The organism is Paenibacillus macerans (genome assembly GCF_900454495.1).
In the GTDB taxonomy this organism is placed as follows: Bacteria; Bacillota; Bacilli; order Paenibacillales; family Paenibacillaceae; genus Fontibacillus; species Fontibacillus macerans.
On the sequence record NZ_UGSI01000001.1, the window covers coordinates 5101874 to 5120630 of the forward strand.

The following is an 18757-nucleotide window of genomic DNA, read 5'->3' on the forward strand; positions in this document are numbered from 1 at the left end:
ATACCCACCACGGGGTTATTGATTTCGCTCGTAAATAATCCGCAGCCCCTCCAGGGTCAGCCTCGGATTCACCTCTTCAATCGAGCGCGTCTCGCTTGCGATCAATTCGGCCAGCCCGCCGGTCGCAACGACCTTCGGTTTGACGCCCATTTCGCCCGCGATCCGCTCCACGATGCCGTCCACCTGACCGGCGTACCCAAAAATAATCCCCGCCTGCATCGCGTTCACCGTGTTGCGGCCGATCACTTTTTTCGGCTTCTCCAGCTCGATGCGCGGCAGCTTGGAAGCCCGCTGGTAAAGCGCCTCGGTCGCAATGCCGATGCCCGGCACGATCGCGCCGCCCAGGTAGTTGCCCTGGGCATCGATGCAGTCGAACGTCGTGGCCGTGCCGAAATCGACGACGACAAGCGGCCCGCCGTATTGCTCAATCGCGGCCACCGCATTGACGATCCGGTCCGCGCCGACCTCGCGCGGATTTTCGTAGCGCAGGTTAAGGCCGGATTTGATCCCCGGCCCAACGACCAGCGGTTTGCGCCGCAAATATTTCTCGCAAAGCGCCTCCAGCACATGCATTAAAGGCGGCACCACCGAAGAAATGATCACCCCTTCGATGTCTTGCACCTGGATACGGGACATTTGAAACAGGTTGTAAATCAGCACACCGTACTCGTCCACCGTCGCCTGCCGGTTCGTGCCGATCCGGAAATGATGGAGCAGCTCCCGTTCCTTATAAATCCCGAGTACGATATTTGTATTGCCCACGTCGACGACAAGGAACATTCGCTTACCCCTCCTTTTTCCCGTTCAAGTCCAGACTGATGTCCAGGCTCTCAAAAGAATACGTCAACCGCCCGACGGAAATGATATCTACTCCGCTCTCGGCGATGCCGCGGATCGTCTCCAGCGACACGTTGCCCGAAGCTTCCGTCTTCACGTGCGGCGCCTGCGCTTTAATCCGCATCACCGCTTCCTTCATCAGCTCCGGCGGCATATTGTCGAGCATGATGATATCCGCTCCGGCCCGCAGCGCTTCTTCCACCTGCTCCAGACTTTCCGTTTCTACCTCGATCGTCATCGTATGCGGAATAGCTGCGCGGGCACGGCTGACCGCCTGGGCGATGCCGCCCGCCCCCTTGATGTGATTGTCCTTGATCATAACGGCGTCGTACAGCCCGAAACGGTGGTTCGATCCGCCGCCGACGCGGACGGCGTACTTTTCCAGCATCCGGTGGCCCGGCGTCGTTTTCCGCGTATCCACCAGCCGGGCCGGCAGCCCCTCAAGCGCATCGACGAACGTTTTCGTCCGCGTCGCGATGCCCGACAAACGCTGCAGCAAATTCAAAGCGAGCCGCTCCCCGGTCAAAACGCTGTGCGTGCCGCCCTCCACTTCGGCCAAAATGGTTCCTTTGGCCACAAATTGCCCGTCTTGGACATGCGCCGTAAATTTAAGGCCCGGATCAACCAACTCGAACACGAGCCGAGCCACCGGCAGCCCGGCGATCACGCCAGCCTGTTTGGCATGGATGATCCCTTTGGATTCATGCCCGGGCGGAATCGTCACGGCGGTCGTCACGTCCCCCGACCCGACATCTTCCCTTAGCCAGCCGCGGATCGCATCGATCAACCCTTCGTTATATCCGTTAAACATCATCGTTTGCTTCCTCCAACATTCCTTTTTCCCGCTGCCACAAAAGATGCTTGCGCCATTTGCCGTCGCTGCGCTCCGGAAAATCCTCGCGGTAATGGCCGCCCCGGCTTTCCTCGCGGGCCAGCGCCGAGCGCGTCACCAGGAGCGCGCAGGTCAGCATATTGGCGTATTCCCATTGTTCGCGCGTATCCAGCGCCTGGGTAAAAATCGTCTCTTGGCGCTGCAGCTGCGCGAGCCCTTGCGCCAACCCTGCAGCCGTCCGGCGCAGTCCCGCGCGGCGGACCATCACTTTTTGCAGCTCCAGGCGGCGCTCCGCGATCGAAGGCGCGTCGGCAGCCTGACGCTGCACCCCATAGGCAATGCCTTCTCCGGTTTTGTCCAGCGGCGGCAGCTCCCGAATCCGCCCGATAATCCGCCGGCCGAACACGACCGCTTCGGAAAGCGAGTTGCTGGCGAGGCGGTTTGCGCCGTGAACCCCGGTTGACGACACTTCGCCGCAGGCAAAAAGCCGGTATACGCTCGTTTCGCCGTGATGGCCGGTGCGGACGCCTCCCATCATATAATGCGCAGCAGGCGCAACCGGAATCCAGTCGGCCGTCAGGTCAAGCCCGTAGCCGATGCAGGTTTCGTAGATCGTCGGGAACCGGCGTTTGACCGTTTCCGGATCTTCGTGCGTAATGTCCAGATAGACGATGTTGGCGCCGGCCGCCTCCATTTCGCTGACGATCGCCCGGGCCACGATATCCCGCGGGGCCAGCTCCAGCAGCTCGTGATATTTGCTCATGAACCGCTCGCCTTTGATGTTCCGCAGCACCGCCCCTTCTCCCCGCACCGCTTCGGAGATCAGAAAGCGGGGAGCTCCCGGGTAACAAAGAGCCGTCGGGTGAAACTGAATGAATTCCATATCGCGAATGACCGCTCCCGCGCGGTAAGCCATAGCAACGCCGTCCCCCGTAGCGACCTCCGGGTTGGTCGTATACCGGTAAAGCTGTCCGGCCCCGCCCGAGCACAGGATAGTGGCGTTCCCCCGCAGGAAAATCCTCTCGCCGCCCGGGCGCTGCACCAGCGCGCCGAGACATTCGTTGTTTTCGGTAATCAAATCGATCACGTAATGATTATCCCATATTTCGAGGTTCGGATGAACCGCGGTTTGCTCCGATAATGCCCGCACAACCTCGTAACCGGTGGCGTCCCCGCCCGCGTGCAAAATCCGGCGGTGGCTGTGCGCCCCTTCTTTTGTCAACGCCAGTTGGCCATTCTCGACATCAAACGCTGTCCCAAGCGCCATCAGCTCTTTGACGGCGTCCGGCCCTTCGTTCGCCAAAATGCTTACCGCTTCCCGGGAGCACAGCCCCGCACCGGCCAGCAGCGTATCCTCACGGTGGGAGGCAGGAGAATCGTCTTCGGAAATAACCGCCGCAATCCCGCCTTGCGCGTATCTCGTGTTGCTCTCCAGCAGCGCTTTTTTGGTAATCAGGATTACGCGCGATTTTTCACTTGCCTTGATGGCGGTGAACAGTCCGGCGATGCCCGAACCGATGACGATCACCTCCGTATCGACCACCGGGAGCTTAGCCAGCTCAAAATCAACCAAATATTGTGGTATCACTATCGTCACCTGTCTTGAACAAGAGAGTAGCGCATGCTACTTGACCTGTAGCATGCGCTCTAAAGAAAGCCTCGCTTTGTCGGCAACGACGGGCGGTACGTAAATTTGCGGCTGCATCGTTTCCAGACATTTAACCAGTTTTTTCAGATTATTGACTTTCATATTCGGACAAACGAGAAACTTGGTGGCAAAATGGAACGTTTTGTCCGGGCTGTCCTTGCGCAACTGGTACCCGGTTCCGTCCTCGGTGCCCACGATGAATTCTTTGGCGGACGAGTTTTTGCAGTAGTCCAAAATCGCCGTCGTGCTTCCCACGAAATCGCCCATCGCCACCACTTCCGGACGGCATTCCGGGTGGACGACAAACTCAGCGTTCGGGTATTTGGCCTTCATCTCCACCACGTCTTTCACCGTCAGCATATCGTGCGTGTTGCAGTAACCTTCCCAGATGATCAGCTTCTTGTCGGTATGCTGCTGAACGTAGTGGCCGAGGTTTTTGTCCGGCACCCAGATGATTTCGTCGGCATCGATCGAATTGATGACCTTCACCGCGTTGGACGAAGTACAGCAGATATCGGTCTCCGCCTTGATTTCCGCCGAGGAATTGATGTACGTCACCACCTTGGCGTCCGGGTGCTGCGCCTTCAGCTTTCGCAAACCGTCGACGTTCACCATATCGGCCATCGGGCATCCCGCCCGCTCGTCGGGGATCAGCACCGTTTTGTCCGGCGCCAAAATCTTCGCGCTTTCGCCCATAAAATGCACCCCGCAGAACACGATCGTCTCCGCGTCGGTTGAAGCCGCCTTTTGGGCCAGCAAAAAGGAATCGCCGCGGAAATCGGCGACCTCTTGGATTTCGTCCCGTTGATAATAATGAGCAAGTATAATTGCGTTTCGTTCCTTCTTGAGCTGGAACAGCCGTTCCTTAAGCTCCCGGTTCATTTCCGCTTTCCGCTCCAGCGCTAAAGCCTCCACCCGATTTCCTCCCCCAACGCGCACCATATTACCTGTAATTAACGCTTCCTCTGGACTATAGCGCGGTTTATCGACGTTTTACTATGCTCAATCCTGCGTGAAACAGCAAGAACGTATCAAATTTCACACGGTGTTTACCAACTAATTTACACAAGGTGAAAGGCGCTGTCAATGAGGCAGAGCGCCGAGCATAACGCCGAATCCCCGCGATTTACAAGGCAAATTCCCCGTTAAAGGGGAGATTCGTTAAAATTTTAATTTTTAAAAAAAGCCCCCGGGAAACCTTCCGTTCCCCAGGGGCTGCATTGTAATGTTAAGTTTACACGGTCGGCGTGTTGCCGCCGTTGTTGTTGTCGGGGCCTTTGTCGGCCTCGCCTTGATCCGATTTGCCCGGAGTATCGCTGACAGTGCCTTGCGGCGCATCGGCCACCGGATCGTTGGTGCGATCGTTCGCCGTACCGCTAGGCACATCGTTCGGGATATCCCCGATCGGGCCGGACGGTGCCGGATCCTCGGTTTTGCCTTGGATGCGGACACGAACGTCGCCGATGTTATCGACGGTCGGCTCGCCAGGCTCCGAAGAACCGCTGCCGCCTTCCGCACTGCCGTCGCCGTCAATGCTGCCGGTTTCGATCAAACGCTTGATCTGTTCGAAATCCAGCGTTTCGACTTCGAGCAGCGTCTCGGCCACGAGGCGAACCTCGCGTTCATGTTCGATCAGCAGCTTTTTGCATCGGTCATACGATTCATTGATGAAACGCTGCATTTCCTGATCGATTTCGTAAGCGATCTGATCGCTGTAGTTCTGCTCGTGCCCGATATCGCGGCCCAGGAACACCTGGCCTTGCGAAGTACCGAACTGCATCGGGCCGAGCTTCTCGCTCATCCCGTATTCGACGATCATGCTGCGCACGATGCTGGTCGCTTGCTGGAAGTCGCTGTAAGCGCCAGTGCCGATTTCGCCGATGTAGATTTCCTCGGATACGCGTCCGCCAAGCAAACCGGTGACTTTATCCAGCAACTCGTTTTTGGTGACGAGCATCCGGTCTTCCTTCGGCAGCATAATCACGTAACCGCCGGCGCGGCCGCGCGGAACAATCGTAACCTTGTGCACCATGTCGGCATGCTCCAAATAGTAGCCGACGATCGTGTGCCCTGCTTCGTGGTAAGCAACGATCCGCTTCTCGCGCTCGCTGATCACGCGGCTGCGCTTCTCCGTACCGACGATAACGCGGTCGATCGCTTCGTCCACTTCCGTCATGGAAATATCTTTCCGGTTGCGCCGAGCCGCCAGGAGCGCCGCTTCGTTCAGCAGGTTCTCCAAATCGGCCCCGGTAAATCCGGTCGTTCGTTTCGCAATAACATCCAGCTTGACGTCTTTCGTCAGCGGTTTCGTCTTGGCATGTACCCGCAGCACCGCTTCGCGGCCCTTCACATCCGGGCGGTCAACGGTAATCTGCCGGTCAAACCGTCCCGGGCGCAAGAGCGCCGGGTCAAGGATATCGGCGCGGTTCGTCGCCGCGATAATGATAATGCCTTCATTACCGGCAAAACCATCCATTTCGACGAGCAACTGGTTCAACGTTTGCTCGCGTTCGTCATGCCCGCCGCCGAGACCGGCGCCGCGCTGACGGCCCACCGCATCGATTTCGTCGATAAAGATGATGCATGGGGAATTCTTCTTGGCGTTCTCGAACAAGTCGCGTACGCGGGACGCCCCGACGCCAACAAACATTTCCACGAAATCGGAACCTGAAATGCTAAAGAACGGAACCCCGGCTTCGCCCGCTACCGCGCGAGCCAACAAGGTTTTACCGGTACCCGGAGGGCCTACCAGCAATACGCCTTTCGGAATCCGCGCGCCCACGGCGGAAAATTTCCGCGGGTCCTTCAAAAACTCAACGACTTCGACAAGCTCTTGCTTCTCTTCGTCCGCCCCCGCCACGTCCTCGAACGTGACCTTTTTCTTCTCTTCATTATAGAGACGGGCCCGGCTCTTGCCAAAGTTCATCACTTTGCCGCCGCCGCCCTGCGCCTGGTTGAACAGGAAGAAGAACAGAATGAACATGATGGCAAGCGGCACGATGGAGGTCAGGAAGGTGACCCAGATGCTTTCGCCCGGCATCTTCTTCCAAGTTACCTCAAAGCCGTTTTGCTCGCTCAAGTCCGTGATTTCCTTCAAGACGTTTGTGTCGTAAGGAATATAGAGAGAGAAGTTCTTCGTCTTTTCGTTTCCGACGATATCTCTATACTTACCGGTTACCAGATAAGCGTAACCGTCGAATTTACCGGTGATTTCAGCAACGTTGTTATCTTTAAGCTGCTGGCGCAATTCCGTGTAACTAGGGGTGACGGTTGCTTCTTGTCCGCCGTTGAGGAATTGGACGATGCCCACCACGACTAAGAAAAGTATCAAATAAAAACCAGAATTCCGGATGAACCGACTCATCCCCTACCTCCTCTCAGAACCTTAAGTTATTTTACCATAGCCGCACACGCCATTTCAAAAATCAGGCGAGGTGGTCTTTCGTCCGAAACGGGACGACGAAATCAACTGGTGTAAATTTCCGGCTTCAATACTCCGATGTATGGGAGGTTGCGGTATTTCTCGGCATAGTCCAGACCGTATCCGACAACAAAAGCGTCCGGCAGAACAAATCCCGATAAATCGGCTTCCAATTTCACCGTGCGCCGCGCGGGTTTGTCAAACAGCGTGACGATTTTCACGGACTTCACTTTCCGCCGTTCCAGCACATCGATCAAATAACTGAGCGTCAGCCCGCTGTCGATAATATCCTCCACGATCAGGATATCCCGCCCTTCGACGGAGTTATCCAAATCCTTGATGATTTTCACTTCACCGGAAGAACGGGTCGAAGCGCCGTAGCTGGAGACCGCCATAAAATCGAGTTCGATCGGCACGGTAATTTCTTTCACCAGATCCGCCATGAAAATAAAGGCCCCTTTAAGTATACAAATCACAAGGGGATTTCGTCCCTCATACTCTGCGCTAAGCTGTTTTCCCAGCTCCTTGACTTTGGCTTCGATCTGTTCCCGGGTAATTAGTATTTCCTGAATATCGTTCTGCAAAATAAGTAAACCTCCTACGTTATACTATGAATGCCGGTCTTTCGCTAAACCTTAAGGAGCCGCCCGGTTTGCCGATTTAATTCCAAACCATATGCAGCGCCTCGGACGTGTGCCGGCTCACCGCGGCATGCGCGGAACGGCGAACGCCGGGAATCCATAATATCCGGCCGTCGGCATCCGTCACCACCGGGATGCGGGAGCGAAGGGATGGAGGTATTTTCTCGTCGATGAAAATATCTTTTACCTTTTTGCTACCGTTTAGTCCCATGACTTTCATCGCGTCTCCCGGGAGACGGGAACGCACTGTAAGCGGACAGACCAGCTTATCCGCATCAAATATGGCTTCATCGTTGCTTGCTGCCTTTGCCAAAGCGGCTTCCGTACCGCCCGGCAGCCGCGTGATCCGCAAGGTCCGGCCCGCGCCCGGAATCGTCACTTCCGCAGGGAATTGCTCCACTGAATATGTATAGTGAGGAATCTGACTTTCCGCAGCAACGGAGACAAAACGGATCGTGCCGTACTCGCGCATGGCCTGCCAGCCGCCGCCAAGATCCAAGCTCCATGTCGTCGGCCGGTCCTGAACCGCCCCGATACGAACCGCTTCAATCTTGATAAAATCGCTTTCTTCCGTGCTTAAAGGCAGATAATTTAATATTAGTTTAATCAACCTCCGTTGTAAAGCGACATGTAAAGAGGCAAAAGGCGCAATTTTGAACGTTGCCCCTCCTTTTTCCGCACGGACGATTTCGGCATATGCCTTGGACGTCTCCATGGCCAAAAAATCATCCTCCGCCGAGGCCACCTCGGCCAGCCGGTTCAGCGATACCGCCAACTGATCATTATATTGCCCCAAAAAAGGCAACACATCCAGCCGCAGCGAATTCCGCGTGTATTCCGTAGACAGGTTGCTGCTATCGGTCATATATGGGATGCCGGATTCCTCGCAGGCCCGGAGCAAATCCGTCTTGTATATACGCAGCAGCGGGCGGATGAGTTCCACATTTTTTTCCCGGCGCTTAAATCGCATCCCCGCCAGCCCCGAAAGACCGCTCCCCCGCAGCAAACGCATGAGGACCGTTTCCGCCTGATCGTCGGCATGGTGGCCCAAAGCAATCGAGGCCGCGCCGTACCGCTCGGCGACGCGATGCAGGAACTCGTATCTTTTTTCCCGCGCCGCCAGTTCCAGGCCTTTACCCGATTCCTTCTTATAAGAAAGCACATCGGCATAGCCCAGCTCAAACGGAATAGCGAGCCGCTGCGCCAGCTCCCGGACGAAGTCCGCATCGCGGTCCGCTTCGCCCCCGCGGAGGCCGTGGTTCAAGTGGGCGCAAATCAACTCCAGCCCCTCGTCCGCGGCAATTTTCCTCATTATATGTAAAAGAACCGTCGAATCCGCTCCCCCGGACACGGCCACGACGATCCGGTCCCCGCGGGACCACAGCTCTTCCTGCCGCCCGGTGCGCCGGACCAACTCCACCAGGCGATGCAACGTTCGTTCTTTCATTTGAACCCCTTCTCCCATCAAAACCGCAGCGTTAAATATAGCGCACAGGCCAGCAAAGTCAACGACACGGCAAACGCGCCCAGAATCCAGCGCGGTGTGGACGGCCTCGCCTTTCGCTTGGGGCTGAAATTTGCCGAAACCAGCTCTTTCCATTGCCGGCACGCCTCCTGTGTATCCGCAAACTCCCCGTTGATCGCCTTTTGCAGCCAACCGCGATAAGGGACGAGCTGCGGCGTACTGTTGATGATAGCCAGCAGATCTTGGCGGCTGCGTGTTTGCGGCAGCTGGATAGCCGCTTTTTTGAGCGGCCGTTCGGCCAGCAGGTGGATGCATACGACGGCAAATGAAAACAGGTCGTATCCGGGATCCGCCGACCGGCTCCCCGCATCCCAAAAACCGCGGTCATACCACTCGGTAAACTGCTTGACGCTATGGCCGATGGCGGTCACACCGCCGTAATCGATCAGTTCCACCTCGCCGTAGGCGGCGACGAGGACGTTTTCCGGTTTCAGATCGCCAAACACCCAACCGGACCCATGCAGCCGCCTTAGCTGCTGCAGCAAATTGTAACCGGCGACGTCCAGCCACCGGCCTCCCCGGCGGGCCAGAAAAGCGCTAAGCGGTTCCCCCTGCACATACCGCATCACGTAGAACGGAATCTCCCTGCCCCGGTAGGTGAAGTCGTCCACCTCGACCAGATAAGCGAGATCACGCTCTGCGGCCCCTCTCCGCCACCGCTGGCGCTGCAGCGCTTTCAGCACATTGATTTCCGATTGGATGTCCAGTGTGTCAAAACCAAGCTTAAGGGCGTACAGTTTCGCGTTTTTCTCCTGCTTCACCAGGTACACGACCCCATTCGCCCCTTTGCCCAGCAAACGCTGGACCACATAACGGCCGCCCTTCCAACGGCCGCTGATGCGCGTCCCTTGCGGCAGATTCAGTTTAAACGACGTAGTCTCCGAGAATGCCATCGCTTCCATCCGTCTCCTCGCGCCAAGACTTTCCATGTCCATCCAGTGTACCATATCGCATGAAATCCATCACCTTCAAGATGGCCGGACCGGTTGGCGTCGCCCCCCGCATGACGAGACGCTGGAAAATCGACCGCGCCGTCCCCAAATCGCCGGTCCAATCCACGTCAAGAACGACATCTTCCCCGCTGTGGGCTCCGGGAAAATGAAACACCGCCAGCCGGCTTTCCCCTTTTCTGGCGCCCAGGCTGAGCATCATATCGCGAATCGCCTCTTCCACCGCGCGCAGCTTCGGCTTCATGCTGGCGCTGGCGTCGATCAGCAAAGCGACCTGCAGCGGGCTGCTCTCGCTGAGCTCGTCGATCACCTCGACGACTTGCGAGCGCGTCTCCGGCGGCAAATCGCCCACCGTCTGATCGCCAAGAATCTGACGAATCTCCTTATTGACCGCCTGCTGGATCGTTTGCACCACCGTTTTTCGCGTCATCATCTGCATCGTTTGCGCCAAATTTTCCGTGCCGACAATCCGGCTCATGCCCCCGCCGGCCTTGGCGATTTCGGCGATCTCCACGCTGCCGAGCTCCCCGATCGTCCCGTAATCGACAATCCCGACAACGTTGACGGTGATCCCTTCCTGCTTAGCCAGCGCCGCCGCCATCACCGGACTTTCCCCCACATTGGAACATCCGTCGGTAATCAGCATAATCTGTTTCATTCTATCCCGCCTTCCATACTTTATAAGTTGAACTATTAATTGTACGGATCAGGGCAGCCGTGTGTTCAGTTCAACTCATATAGATTGATAGTCTCTCTTTCTAGCATTTCCAGACAGGGTGAAGTATAAACCGGAAGGAGGAGACAGGGATGGCCGCATCTCACAAAAAAAGAAAAACGCCGGACGGCGTCTTTTTATGATTCCGACTTCTACGTCAGAGCGATTAGATAGATTTCGCTCTAAACCAGTTCATCCAGGGCGATTTGAGGTAAATAGGGCACTAGCGTTGTATTAACTTTTGCTAAAGCTTTCCCCTGAAAGCTATCCGAAATCTAACGGTTGTAGCAGCGGCTATTTGCCGAAAAAAAGCCTTTTCTAAATTCTAACGGTTGTAAGCATCGTTATTTGCCTGAATCTAAGGAGAAATAGCGGGATTAAGCGGAATAAGCGCCATGGCAACCGTTAGAGTTTGAAATCAACGTTTTTGGAACAAATAGCGCTTGTGGCATCCGTTAGAAAATTTATGTGGCTAGAAAATGCAGCTTGTCAGATTTAATGCAACGCCGGTGTAAATAAGGTCCACTGTGTCGTACATTTTCAAAACCTCCGTTTTTCCGCAGATAAGGTTTCTAAGGGTCCTTTAGTCTCCAGATTTCTCTTCTCCTCTCTTCCCTAACCGGAGCACGGCCCTATATTCCCCGCTTGTGATTTAATAAACTCTATAATGTATAAATAAACTCAAAGCCGGATGGCCCTAAGTTCTGGTTTAGACATAACAGCTTTATCGAGGAATAAGCTCCCCTTCATCAGACCAGGTGACAAGCCACAAAATGTCCCCCGCCGGCGTCGCGGAATTTCGGCGCCCGCTCCTTGCATTCGGCGGCGGCAAACGGGCAGCGCGGATGGAATTTGCAGCCGGAAGGCGGATTGGCCGGGCTCGGTATATCCCCTTTCAAGATGATCCGCTCCCGCTTTGTCCTCGGGATCGGCAGCGGCACCGCGGACAGCAGCGCTTTGGTGTAAGGGTGCAGCGGATGGCGGAACAATTCGTCCCGCGAGGCCGTTTCGACCAGGCCGCCTAGGTACATCACGCCGACCTGTGTGCAGAGATGCTCGACCACGCTCAAATCGTGGGAAATGAACAGATACGTAAGGCCCCGGGTCTCCTGCAGTTTGCGGAACAGATTGATGATCTGCGCCTGGATCGACACGTCCAGCGCGGAAACCGGCTCGTCGGCGATCATCAGCTCGGGATTCAGGATCAGCGCCCGGGCGATCCCGATCCGCTGGCGCTGCCCGCCCGAGAATTCGTGGGGATAGCGGTCGATATGATAGGAGGACAAGCCGCATGAAGCAAGCACCTCGAGCACGCGGTCGCGGATTTCCGCCTTGGGGAGCAGCCCGTGGTCAAGCAGCGCCTCTCCGATCGCGTCCCCCACCCGGATACGCGGATTCAGCGAGCCGTACGGATCCTGGAAAATCATCTGCAGCTTCGGACGCAGCCGGCGCAGTTCGGCGTCAGGCAGGGCGTACAGGTCGGTGCCTTTGAACAGGATCTCGCCGTCCGTTTTCTCCGTCAGGCGGACGATGCTGCGGCCGACCGTGCTTTTGCCGCTGCCCGATTCCCCGACCAGGCCAAACGTTTCCCCGGTCCGGATCGTGATGCTGATGTCGTCCACCGCCTTGATCTGTCCGGTCGTCCGCTGCAGCAGCCCCGTTTTCACCGGAAAATACTTTTTCAAATGCCGCACCTCCAGCAGCGGCTCAGCCATGACGCTCCCCCTCCTCATACAGCCAGCAAGCGGCTTTCTGCCCGTCTCCGACCCGCCCTAGCGCCGGTTCCTTCGTCCGGCAAACATCCATGCAATCGGCGCAGCGGTCGTGAAAATAACACGATGGCGTCAGCTCCAGCAGGTTGGGCACCTGCCCCGGGATCGAGAACAATTCATCCCGGCGCTGTCCCAAAAACGGCTTGGACTTCAGCAGCCCTTGCGTGTACGGATGCTTGGGCGACGCGAACAGCCGGGTCACCTCGCCTTCCTCGACGATTTTTCCGGCGTACATGACGACGACGTAGTCGGCCATTTCCGCCACAACGCCCAAATCGTGGGTGATCAGCAGGATCGCCATGTTCGATTCTTCCTTAATCCGCCGCAGCATGTCGAGGATCTGGGCCTGGATCGTCACGTCGAGCGCCGTCGTCGGCTCATCGGCGATAAGCAGCCTCGGCCCGCAGGAGATCGCCATGGCGATCATGACCCGCTGCAGCATCCCGCCGCTCAGCTCATGCGGATAATTGTTCATGATCTGCTCTGGCCGGGATATGCCAACCTGCTCGATTAGCTCCACGGCGCGGCGGCGGGCCACCTTCTTGGGCAGCTTCAAGTGCAGGACCATCGGCTCGATCATCTGCTCCCCGATCGTCAGGACCGGATTGAGCGAAGACATCGGCTCCTGGAAGATCATTGCGATCTCATGACCCCGGATCGTTCGCAAATGATGCTTATCGAGGGACAGCAAATCGGTCTCCCCGAATTTAATCCTCCCGCCGATTTCGACGCCGGCACCTTGCAGCAGCCCCATGACCGACATCGCCGTCACGCTTTTGCCGCAGCCGGACTCGCCGACGATGCAGACGGTTTCCCCCGGCAATATCCGCAGGCTCACCTCGTTAACCGCCTTGATCCTTCCTTCTTCCGTCGTAAAATGCGCGCTCAAACGCTCTATCTCCAGCAAAGCCGGCATCTGTCGTTCACCTACCTGTTCAATTTGGGGTCCAGCACATCGCGCAGGCCGTCGCCGAACAGATTGATGGCGATGACGGTGGCGAAAATCGACAACCCCGGCGGAATCCACAGCCAGGGATGCTGCTGGAAGTCGATCATATTGTTGGCGGCGTCGATCATATTGCCCCAGGTGGGCGTTGGCGGCATGACGCCAAGCCCGAAGAAGCTCAGCACCGATTCGCTTAAAATCGATCCGCCGATGTTCAGCGTCGCCATGACGATGATTAGCGGCATGAGATTCGGCAGCAGGTGGTGGATCAGCTTGCGCCGGTCGCGCAGCCCCAGCACCACCGCCGCCTGCATGAACTCCCGCTCCCGCAGGCTGAGCATCTGTCCGCGGATCATCCGCGCCAGCCCCGGCCAGTTGACCAGGCTGAGCATCAGCATGACGATGTACATGCGGTATTCGGTCGGCACCTTCCATTCCGACAGCAGCGCCCCGGAGATGAACAGCAGCGGCAGGCCGGGGATCGTCAGCAGCAGATCGGCCAGCCGCATGATGATTTGGTCGACGACGCCGCGGTAATACCCGGCGATGGCTCCGAGCAGCGTGCCGAGGAACACGGACACCACCATCGAGGCCAACCCGACGGTCAGCGAAATGCGGCCCGCCTGCAGCACCCGGACGAGCACGTCCCGGCCCAGCTTGTCGGTGCCCAGCCAATGCTGCCAGCTCGGCGGCCTGTTCATGAGCGCCATGTTGATTTTGTTGTCGGCGTACGGCGAAAACAGCGGCCCTAAGAAACAGGCGATAAACATGAAGGCGACGACGATGAAACCGGACACGGCCAGTTTATTGCGAAGCAGCCGGCGCAGCGACTGCCGCCACAGCGACGGCTTCTTGAACGCGGAAGCAGACACGGCCGCTTGGCCCGGGTGCGATATTTTTTCTTGGAATAAGGTCATTTTCACCGGCACCCCCTAATGCAATCGGACGCGCGGATCGGCGGCGCGGTACAGCATATCTGACAGCAGCGTTCCGAGGACGGTCAAAATCGCGATCAGCATCGTAAAGCCCATCAGCAGCGGATAATCCCGAAGCGAAAAAGAGGACATATACAGCTGCCCGATGCCCGGCCAGTTGAAAATCTTCTCGATAATCAGCGAACCGCCGAACAGGGCGGGCAGTTCGAAGCCGACCAGCGTGATCGCCGGCAGCAGCGCGTTGCGCAGGGCGTGGCGGTACAGCACCTTGCTCTCTTTCAGTCCTTTGGCGCGGGCCGTGCGGATGTAATCCTGCTTGATCACGTCGATCATGTTGGTACGGAAATAACGCGTCAGCGAACCGACGCCCAAAACGGTCATAACGATCACCGGCAGTGTCATATGATGGATCACTTCCTTGACATAAACCAGTCCGGTGGCATTGCTGCCCGTCGTAATCATCCCGCCCGGCGGCAGCCATTTGAAGTCAACGGCGAGGATCTTGATCAGAAACAGACCGATGAAAAACGACGGCAGCGACATCGCGGCAAAAATCAGCACCAGCACCAAGGTATCAAACCAGGAATACTGTTTGTAGGCCGAGACGACGCCGACGACCACCGCGATGAACCAGGTCAAGAACGTTGACACCGCCGCCAGCAGGAACGAATTCCAAATGTAGTCGTTGAACAGCGCCAGCACCGGTTTTTGTTGGGCCAGCGAGTAGCCGAAGTCGCCGTGGAAGGCGTTTTTCATCCATATGGCGTACCGCTCCAGCACCGGCCTGTTCAAGCCGTAAATTTCCCGCAGCTCGGCCTTCCGCTCCGGCGACAGCTTGATGTTGCCGCTGATGAAGTCGCCGGGCGTCAGCGCGTACAAGCAGAAGATCAGCAGCGAGGCGGCGAGCAGGATCGCCGCCATGTAAATCAATCGTTTGGCGATATATGCGTTCATTGCTCTTATTGCAGCGTCCAGTTCGGCAGACTGGAGGACAGGCCGGTAAACGGACTGACGGACAGATTTTGAATACGGCCATTATAGGCGTACACGGTCTTTTTGTAGGAAGTGAAAATTATCGGCAGTTCGTCGTTGAGCAGTTGGAACAGCTCTTTGTACACCGTTTTGCGCTGTTCGATGTCGCTGGTGGCCAGCGCCTTGTCGTACAGCTCTTTCACTTTCGGGTTATCATAGCCTTTGATTTCCCCGTCCACGAATTGCACCACCCCTTCAGACGGGTCCGTCAGCATCGGCGTGGAGAAGGAGGCGATATCGTAGTCTCCGCCTTCCACTTTGGAGACAAGCGCGTTGAAATCGGCGAACACCTCCGGCTGAAAGTCGACGCCGATGGCGGCGAAATTCTCCGCGGCAACCGCGATAAAAATGTCAGTCTGGGCATTTTTGGAGCCGAGGAAATGGATCGTCAGCTTCTTGCCGTTCTTTTCGCGAATGCCGTCCTGGCCCTTGGTCCAGCCCGCTTCATCCAGCAGTTTGTTGGCTTTGTCCGCGTTATAAGCGTAATCGTTGATGCCTTCCTCCGTGTAAGCCCAGGAAATCGGCGAAGCCGGAATGTTGGCGACTTGCCCGGCGCCCTGGTTCGCGTCGACATAGATGCTTTGGCGGTCGAGTCCGTACGTTAGCGCCTGCCGAACCTTTTTGTCCTTCAGCGGTTCATGCTCGAGGTTAAGCTGGAGGTAACCGTAAGTGCTTGGCGTGTACGGCAAAATGTTGACGAAACCCAAACTTTTCAGCTTGTCGATGTTTTCCGTTGTAGCGCTGAAGGAAGCGTAGTCCACTTCTCCGGTCTCCAGATACTGCCAGGTGTCGCCCTCGGATGTTTTATAGATAAACCGCTCCGTTTTGGGCTTGCCGGCATAATAATGTTCGTTGGCTGCATAGCGAACCTCTTGCCCCGGAATAAATTTCTCCAGCACGTAAGGTCCGTTGCCGAGCGGTTTCTCGTGCAGCTTCTTGATGTAGTCGAGCTGGCCGAATTTGTAATCCTTGCCGTAGTAGGCTTTGGACAGCACGTCGCCGCCCAGGAGCACCAGCGCCGTGGCATTCGGCTGCTCCAGCTTGGCCGAGACGGTCAGCGGATCTATGACGGTGATGCCGGAGATGCTCCCGGCTTTGTCTGCTTTGTAAGCTTCGCCGCCTTCAATACGGAGCGCCGGAATTTGCGAGTCTCCGTCGTAAGCTTTATCGTGAAGCAGCGTCCAGGTAAAAGCCACGTCATCCGCCGTCAGCGGCGACCCGTCGCTGAACTTCAAATCCTTGCGCAGATGGAACGTATATGTAAGCTGGTCTGCGGAAACGTCCCAGCTTTCGGCCAGCCCTGGAGCCGGCAGCCCTTTGTCGTCCACTGTTACGAGCGGCGTAAACAACAGCGACGACACATTGCCGTCATAGCCGCTTTGGTGAAAATAAGGCGTAAACGCCCCGCTCGGATCGGTCAGGCCGACGATGATCGTGTCGGTTCGCTGCTTGGCCACTGCCGGTAATTTGGACAGATCGCCGGCCGGAGTGAACTGCAGCGCGACCGCCGGCGCAGCATCGCCGTCATTGGCGGCGGCCGCGTTTTGGCCGTTCCCGGCTGCGGCTGTGCTTTGACCGTTCCCGGCGGCCGCCGTCACCGGACCGCCTTCCTGAGCGGTGCTGTCCCCGTTATTGCCGGTGCAGGCCGACAATACCAGGGCGCCGGTCAGCAAAAACATCATCAGTACGGTTAATCTTGTTCTCTTCATCTTGTTCATCCTTCTCCCTCCCATTTGCCTGTAAAATGATCGTGGCTTATGATACTCTTAAATTCCGATAAGATAACTCAACTATATGCCTTTATCATTATACGAATGACATTTTGTTCTGTAAATAGAGAACTTGTTTATTTTTCTTTATTCGGAGAATTTTGAATTATGACTGCATAACAAAAAAAACAGGCCGATCATGGTGATGTTTGACCATAATCAGCCTGCACGCAAGAGCCGGGCCTTCTTCTTTGGGAACATTAGAGGCCTTTTTAGGGATCACGCCGCGAAAACCTGCTAATCCCAGGCAGCCTAAGAGACTCCTTCCTGACTGCGAAAAACATAAGGACAAAAAACGTCGCTATTTCGGTGATATCCGTCCATTTGAGAGAAATAGAGGCAATTTATGTCGTTATATTCTTAGGGTAACCAGGAAATACCCGCGTTCCGGACCATTCTTGAGAAAATAAGTACTAAAAATGCCTCTAATGGGGATGAACATGCTGAGCACCGGATAATAAGTACATAAAGTGCCGCTATTTTGAAAGCGGCGGTCCATCGAATAAATCTAACGGTTGTGATCGACGCTATTGGGGTAAAGACGAACGGATTCCAAATGTAACGGTTGCCAGCGAGCCTATTTTCCGTTTTCCCGGCAGTAATGGGGCGGTTTCGCCTAAATAAGCGCGATGACAACCGTTAGCGTAATAAATGTTCCGGATAGCTTGATCATACGAGATCATTCGAGATCACCCGAGATTAACCTTGCGGCTTAATATAATCGACCAGCTTCCGGTGCATTACGTCCAACATCTCCGCACGCAGGCTGTATTCGGTGACCGTCTCTCCCTCGAAATGGGCCCGGATGAAGCCGCCGCTGCGCAGCTTGGACACGTGATCGTGCGTAATGCCCTTCGATAATTGCAAATGGCGGACGATTTCGGTAAACGTCCGCGGGCCCTCGCTCAAGTAACGCAGGATTTTCAGTCGGCTCTGCTCGCCGAGCGCCCGGATCATGCGGTATTCTTGCGGCGGAAAATCCGTCTCGTCGCCGAAGTGGATTCGCGCCGCATAATGGCAAAGCGTTACCTTGCCAAAGTGATAAATAACATTCATCGGCTGAAAATGATACTGCGGCACCAGCACCAACCGCTCCAGCCCCTCCTTCGGCGCGAACGCCAGCCCGTTCGTCGTCCGCTCGACAAACGCCAACGGTTCGGCGGCGGCCAACTCTTCCTTTCGCCGTCCGGCTTCCGCCCGCAGCGCGCCCGGCACCGCCGGATCCAGCCGGCGGAAATACTGCTCGTTCCACATGGACAACACCTCGAGCGTCCGCGAGCGGTAAAGCCCCATATCCTTGGGGAACTGCTGGGTGTATCCGGCGGTCAGCTCATATAAATCGCCCGGCGTCTTGGCCTCCAGCCAAGCGAGGAAGGCTTCCGGCGCCAGTCCGGCCGGACACAAACAGGTTAGCAGGTAAGTGAATTTCCAATCGCCGTCCACTTCCATCTCCTTCAGCATGGCGGCGAACCCGGGCGTCAGACACTGTAAGGTTTCCTTGACCCAGGCCGGGGCAAGGTCGATTTTTTTATGCGATTTACGGCAAATGATCGTATGCAGGCTGCTCAATAGCTCGTACCGGGGTTCAAATGTTACGTCCACGCGGTAATCCAATTCCACACGCCCCTTTCTTTCTCCATTATAGCGTGCTTCCCCCCAATTTCGGGCAAAACATCAAACCAGAAAAACAACCTTTCACGCAAAAAAAGAACCTGAGGTTCTCACCTCAAGCCC

At 56.4% G+C, this 18757-nt stretch carries 15 protein-coding genes; all 15 read right to left on the bottom strand.

All coding sequences use genetic code 11. From position 1 onward, the window contains the following. Window positions 1-15: 15 nt before the first annotated feature. Complete coding sequence (locus tag DYE26_RS22735; protein ID WP_036618083.1) at window positions 16-780, bottom strand: type III pantothenate kinase; 765 nt, start codon at window positions 778-780, stop codon at window positions 16-18. A gap of 4 nt (window positions 781-784) precedes the next feature. Continuing rightward, window positions 785-1651: a carboxylating nicotinate-nucleotide diphosphorylase gene (gene nadC, locus DYE26_RS22740; protein ID WP_036618084.1), complete on the bottom strand. Its 867-nt coding sequence runs from the start codon at window positions 1649-1651 to the stop codon at window positions 785-787. Further along, window positions 1641-3257, bottom strand: coding sequence for an L-aspartate oxidase (gene nadB / locus DYE26_RS22745; RefSeq protein ID WP_036618085.1), 1617 nt, complete (start codon window positions 3255-3257; stop codon window positions 1641-1643). Before nadB ends, nadC begins: the two co-directional genes overlap by 11 nt. Window positions 3258-3293: 36 nt before the next feature. Then, a complete protein-coding gene (gene nadA, locus DYE26_RS22750) occupies window positions 3294-4232 on the bottom strand; it encodes a quinolinate synthase NadA (protein WP_036618086.1) in 939 nt (312 codons plus the stop codon). 319 nt (window positions 4233-4551) lie between these two features. Beyond that, complete coding sequence (gene ftsH / locus DYE26_RS22755) at window positions 4552-6681, bottom strand: ATP-dependent zinc metalloprotease FtsH (RefSeq protein ID WP_036618087.1); 2130 nt, start codon at window positions 6679-6681, stop codon at window positions 4552-4554. Window positions 6682-6782: 101 nt separating this feature from the next. Continuing rightward, window positions 6783-7322 (bottom strand): hypoxanthine phosphoribosyltransferase, encoded by a 540-nt coding sequence (hpt, locus tag DYE26_RS22760; RefSeq protein ID WP_036618088.1) that lies wholly within the window; start codon window positions 7320-7322, stop codon window positions 6783-6785. Between the two features lie 76 nt (window positions 7323-7398). After that, window positions 7399-8826 carry a tRNA lysidine(34) synthetase TilS gene (gene tilS, locus DYE26_RS22765; protein WP_036618090.1) on the bottom strand — a complete coding sequence of 476 codons (1428 nt, stop codon included), beginning with the start codon at window positions 8824-8826 and terminating at the stop codon, window positions 7399-7401. A 17-nt stretch (window positions 8827-8843) separates the two neighbouring features. Next, on the bottom strand, window positions 8844-9797 hold the full coding sequence (locus DYE26_RS22770) for a serine/threonine protein kinase (RefSeq protein ID WP_051985143.1): 954 nt from the start codon (window positions 9795-9797) through the stop codon (window positions 8844-8846). Beyond that, window positions 9769-10512 carry a vWA domain-containing protein gene (locus DYE26_RS22775; RefSeq protein ID WP_036618092.1) on the bottom strand — a complete coding sequence of 248 codons (744 nt, stop codon included), beginning with the start codon at window positions 10510-10512 and terminating at the stop codon, window positions 9769-9771. The genes DYE26_RS22770 and DYE26_RS22775 overlap by 29 nt, the downstream gene beginning before the upstream one ends. Before the next feature lie 806 nt (window positions 10513-11318). Then, entirely contained in the window at window positions 11319-12284 is a 966-nt protein-coding gene (locus tag DYE26_RS22780; protein WP_036618094.1) for an ABC transporter ATP-binding protein, read from the bottom strand. Next, complete coding sequence (locus tag DYE26_RS22785) at window positions 12277-13257, bottom strand: ABC transporter ATP-binding protein (protein WP_036618096.1); 981 nt, start codon at window positions 13255-13257, stop codon at window positions 12277-12279. The genes DYE26_RS22780 and DYE26_RS22785 overlap by 8 nt, the downstream gene beginning before the upstream one ends. Window positions 13258-13268: 11 nt before the next feature. After that, a complete protein-coding gene (gene opp4C / locus DYE26_RS22790) occupies window positions 13269-14204 on the bottom strand; it encodes an oligopeptide ABC transporter permease (RefSeq protein ID WP_036618098.1) in 936 nt (311 codons plus the stop codon). Between the two features lie 15 nt (window positions 14205-14219). Next, window positions 14220-15176, bottom strand: a complete 957-nt coding sequence (locus DYE26_RS22795; RefSeq protein ID WP_036618100.1) for an ABC transporter permease — start codon at window positions 15174-15176, stop codon at window positions 14220-14222. A 5-nt stretch (window positions 15177-15181) separates the two neighbouring features. Beyond that, window positions 15182-16963 (bottom strand): ABC transporter substrate-binding protein, encoded by a 1782-nt coding sequence (locus DYE26_RS22800; RefSeq protein WP_036627196.1) that lies wholly within the window; start codon window positions 16961-16963, stop codon window positions 15182-15184. Between the two features lie 759 nt (window positions 16964-17722). Then, on the bottom strand, window positions 17723-18643 hold the full coding sequence (locus DYE26_RS22805; protein ID WP_227872974.1) for an ArsR/SmtB family transcription factor: 921 nt from the start codon (window positions 18641-18643) through the stop codon (window positions 17723-17725). Window positions 18644-18757 lie beyond the last annotated feature (114 nt).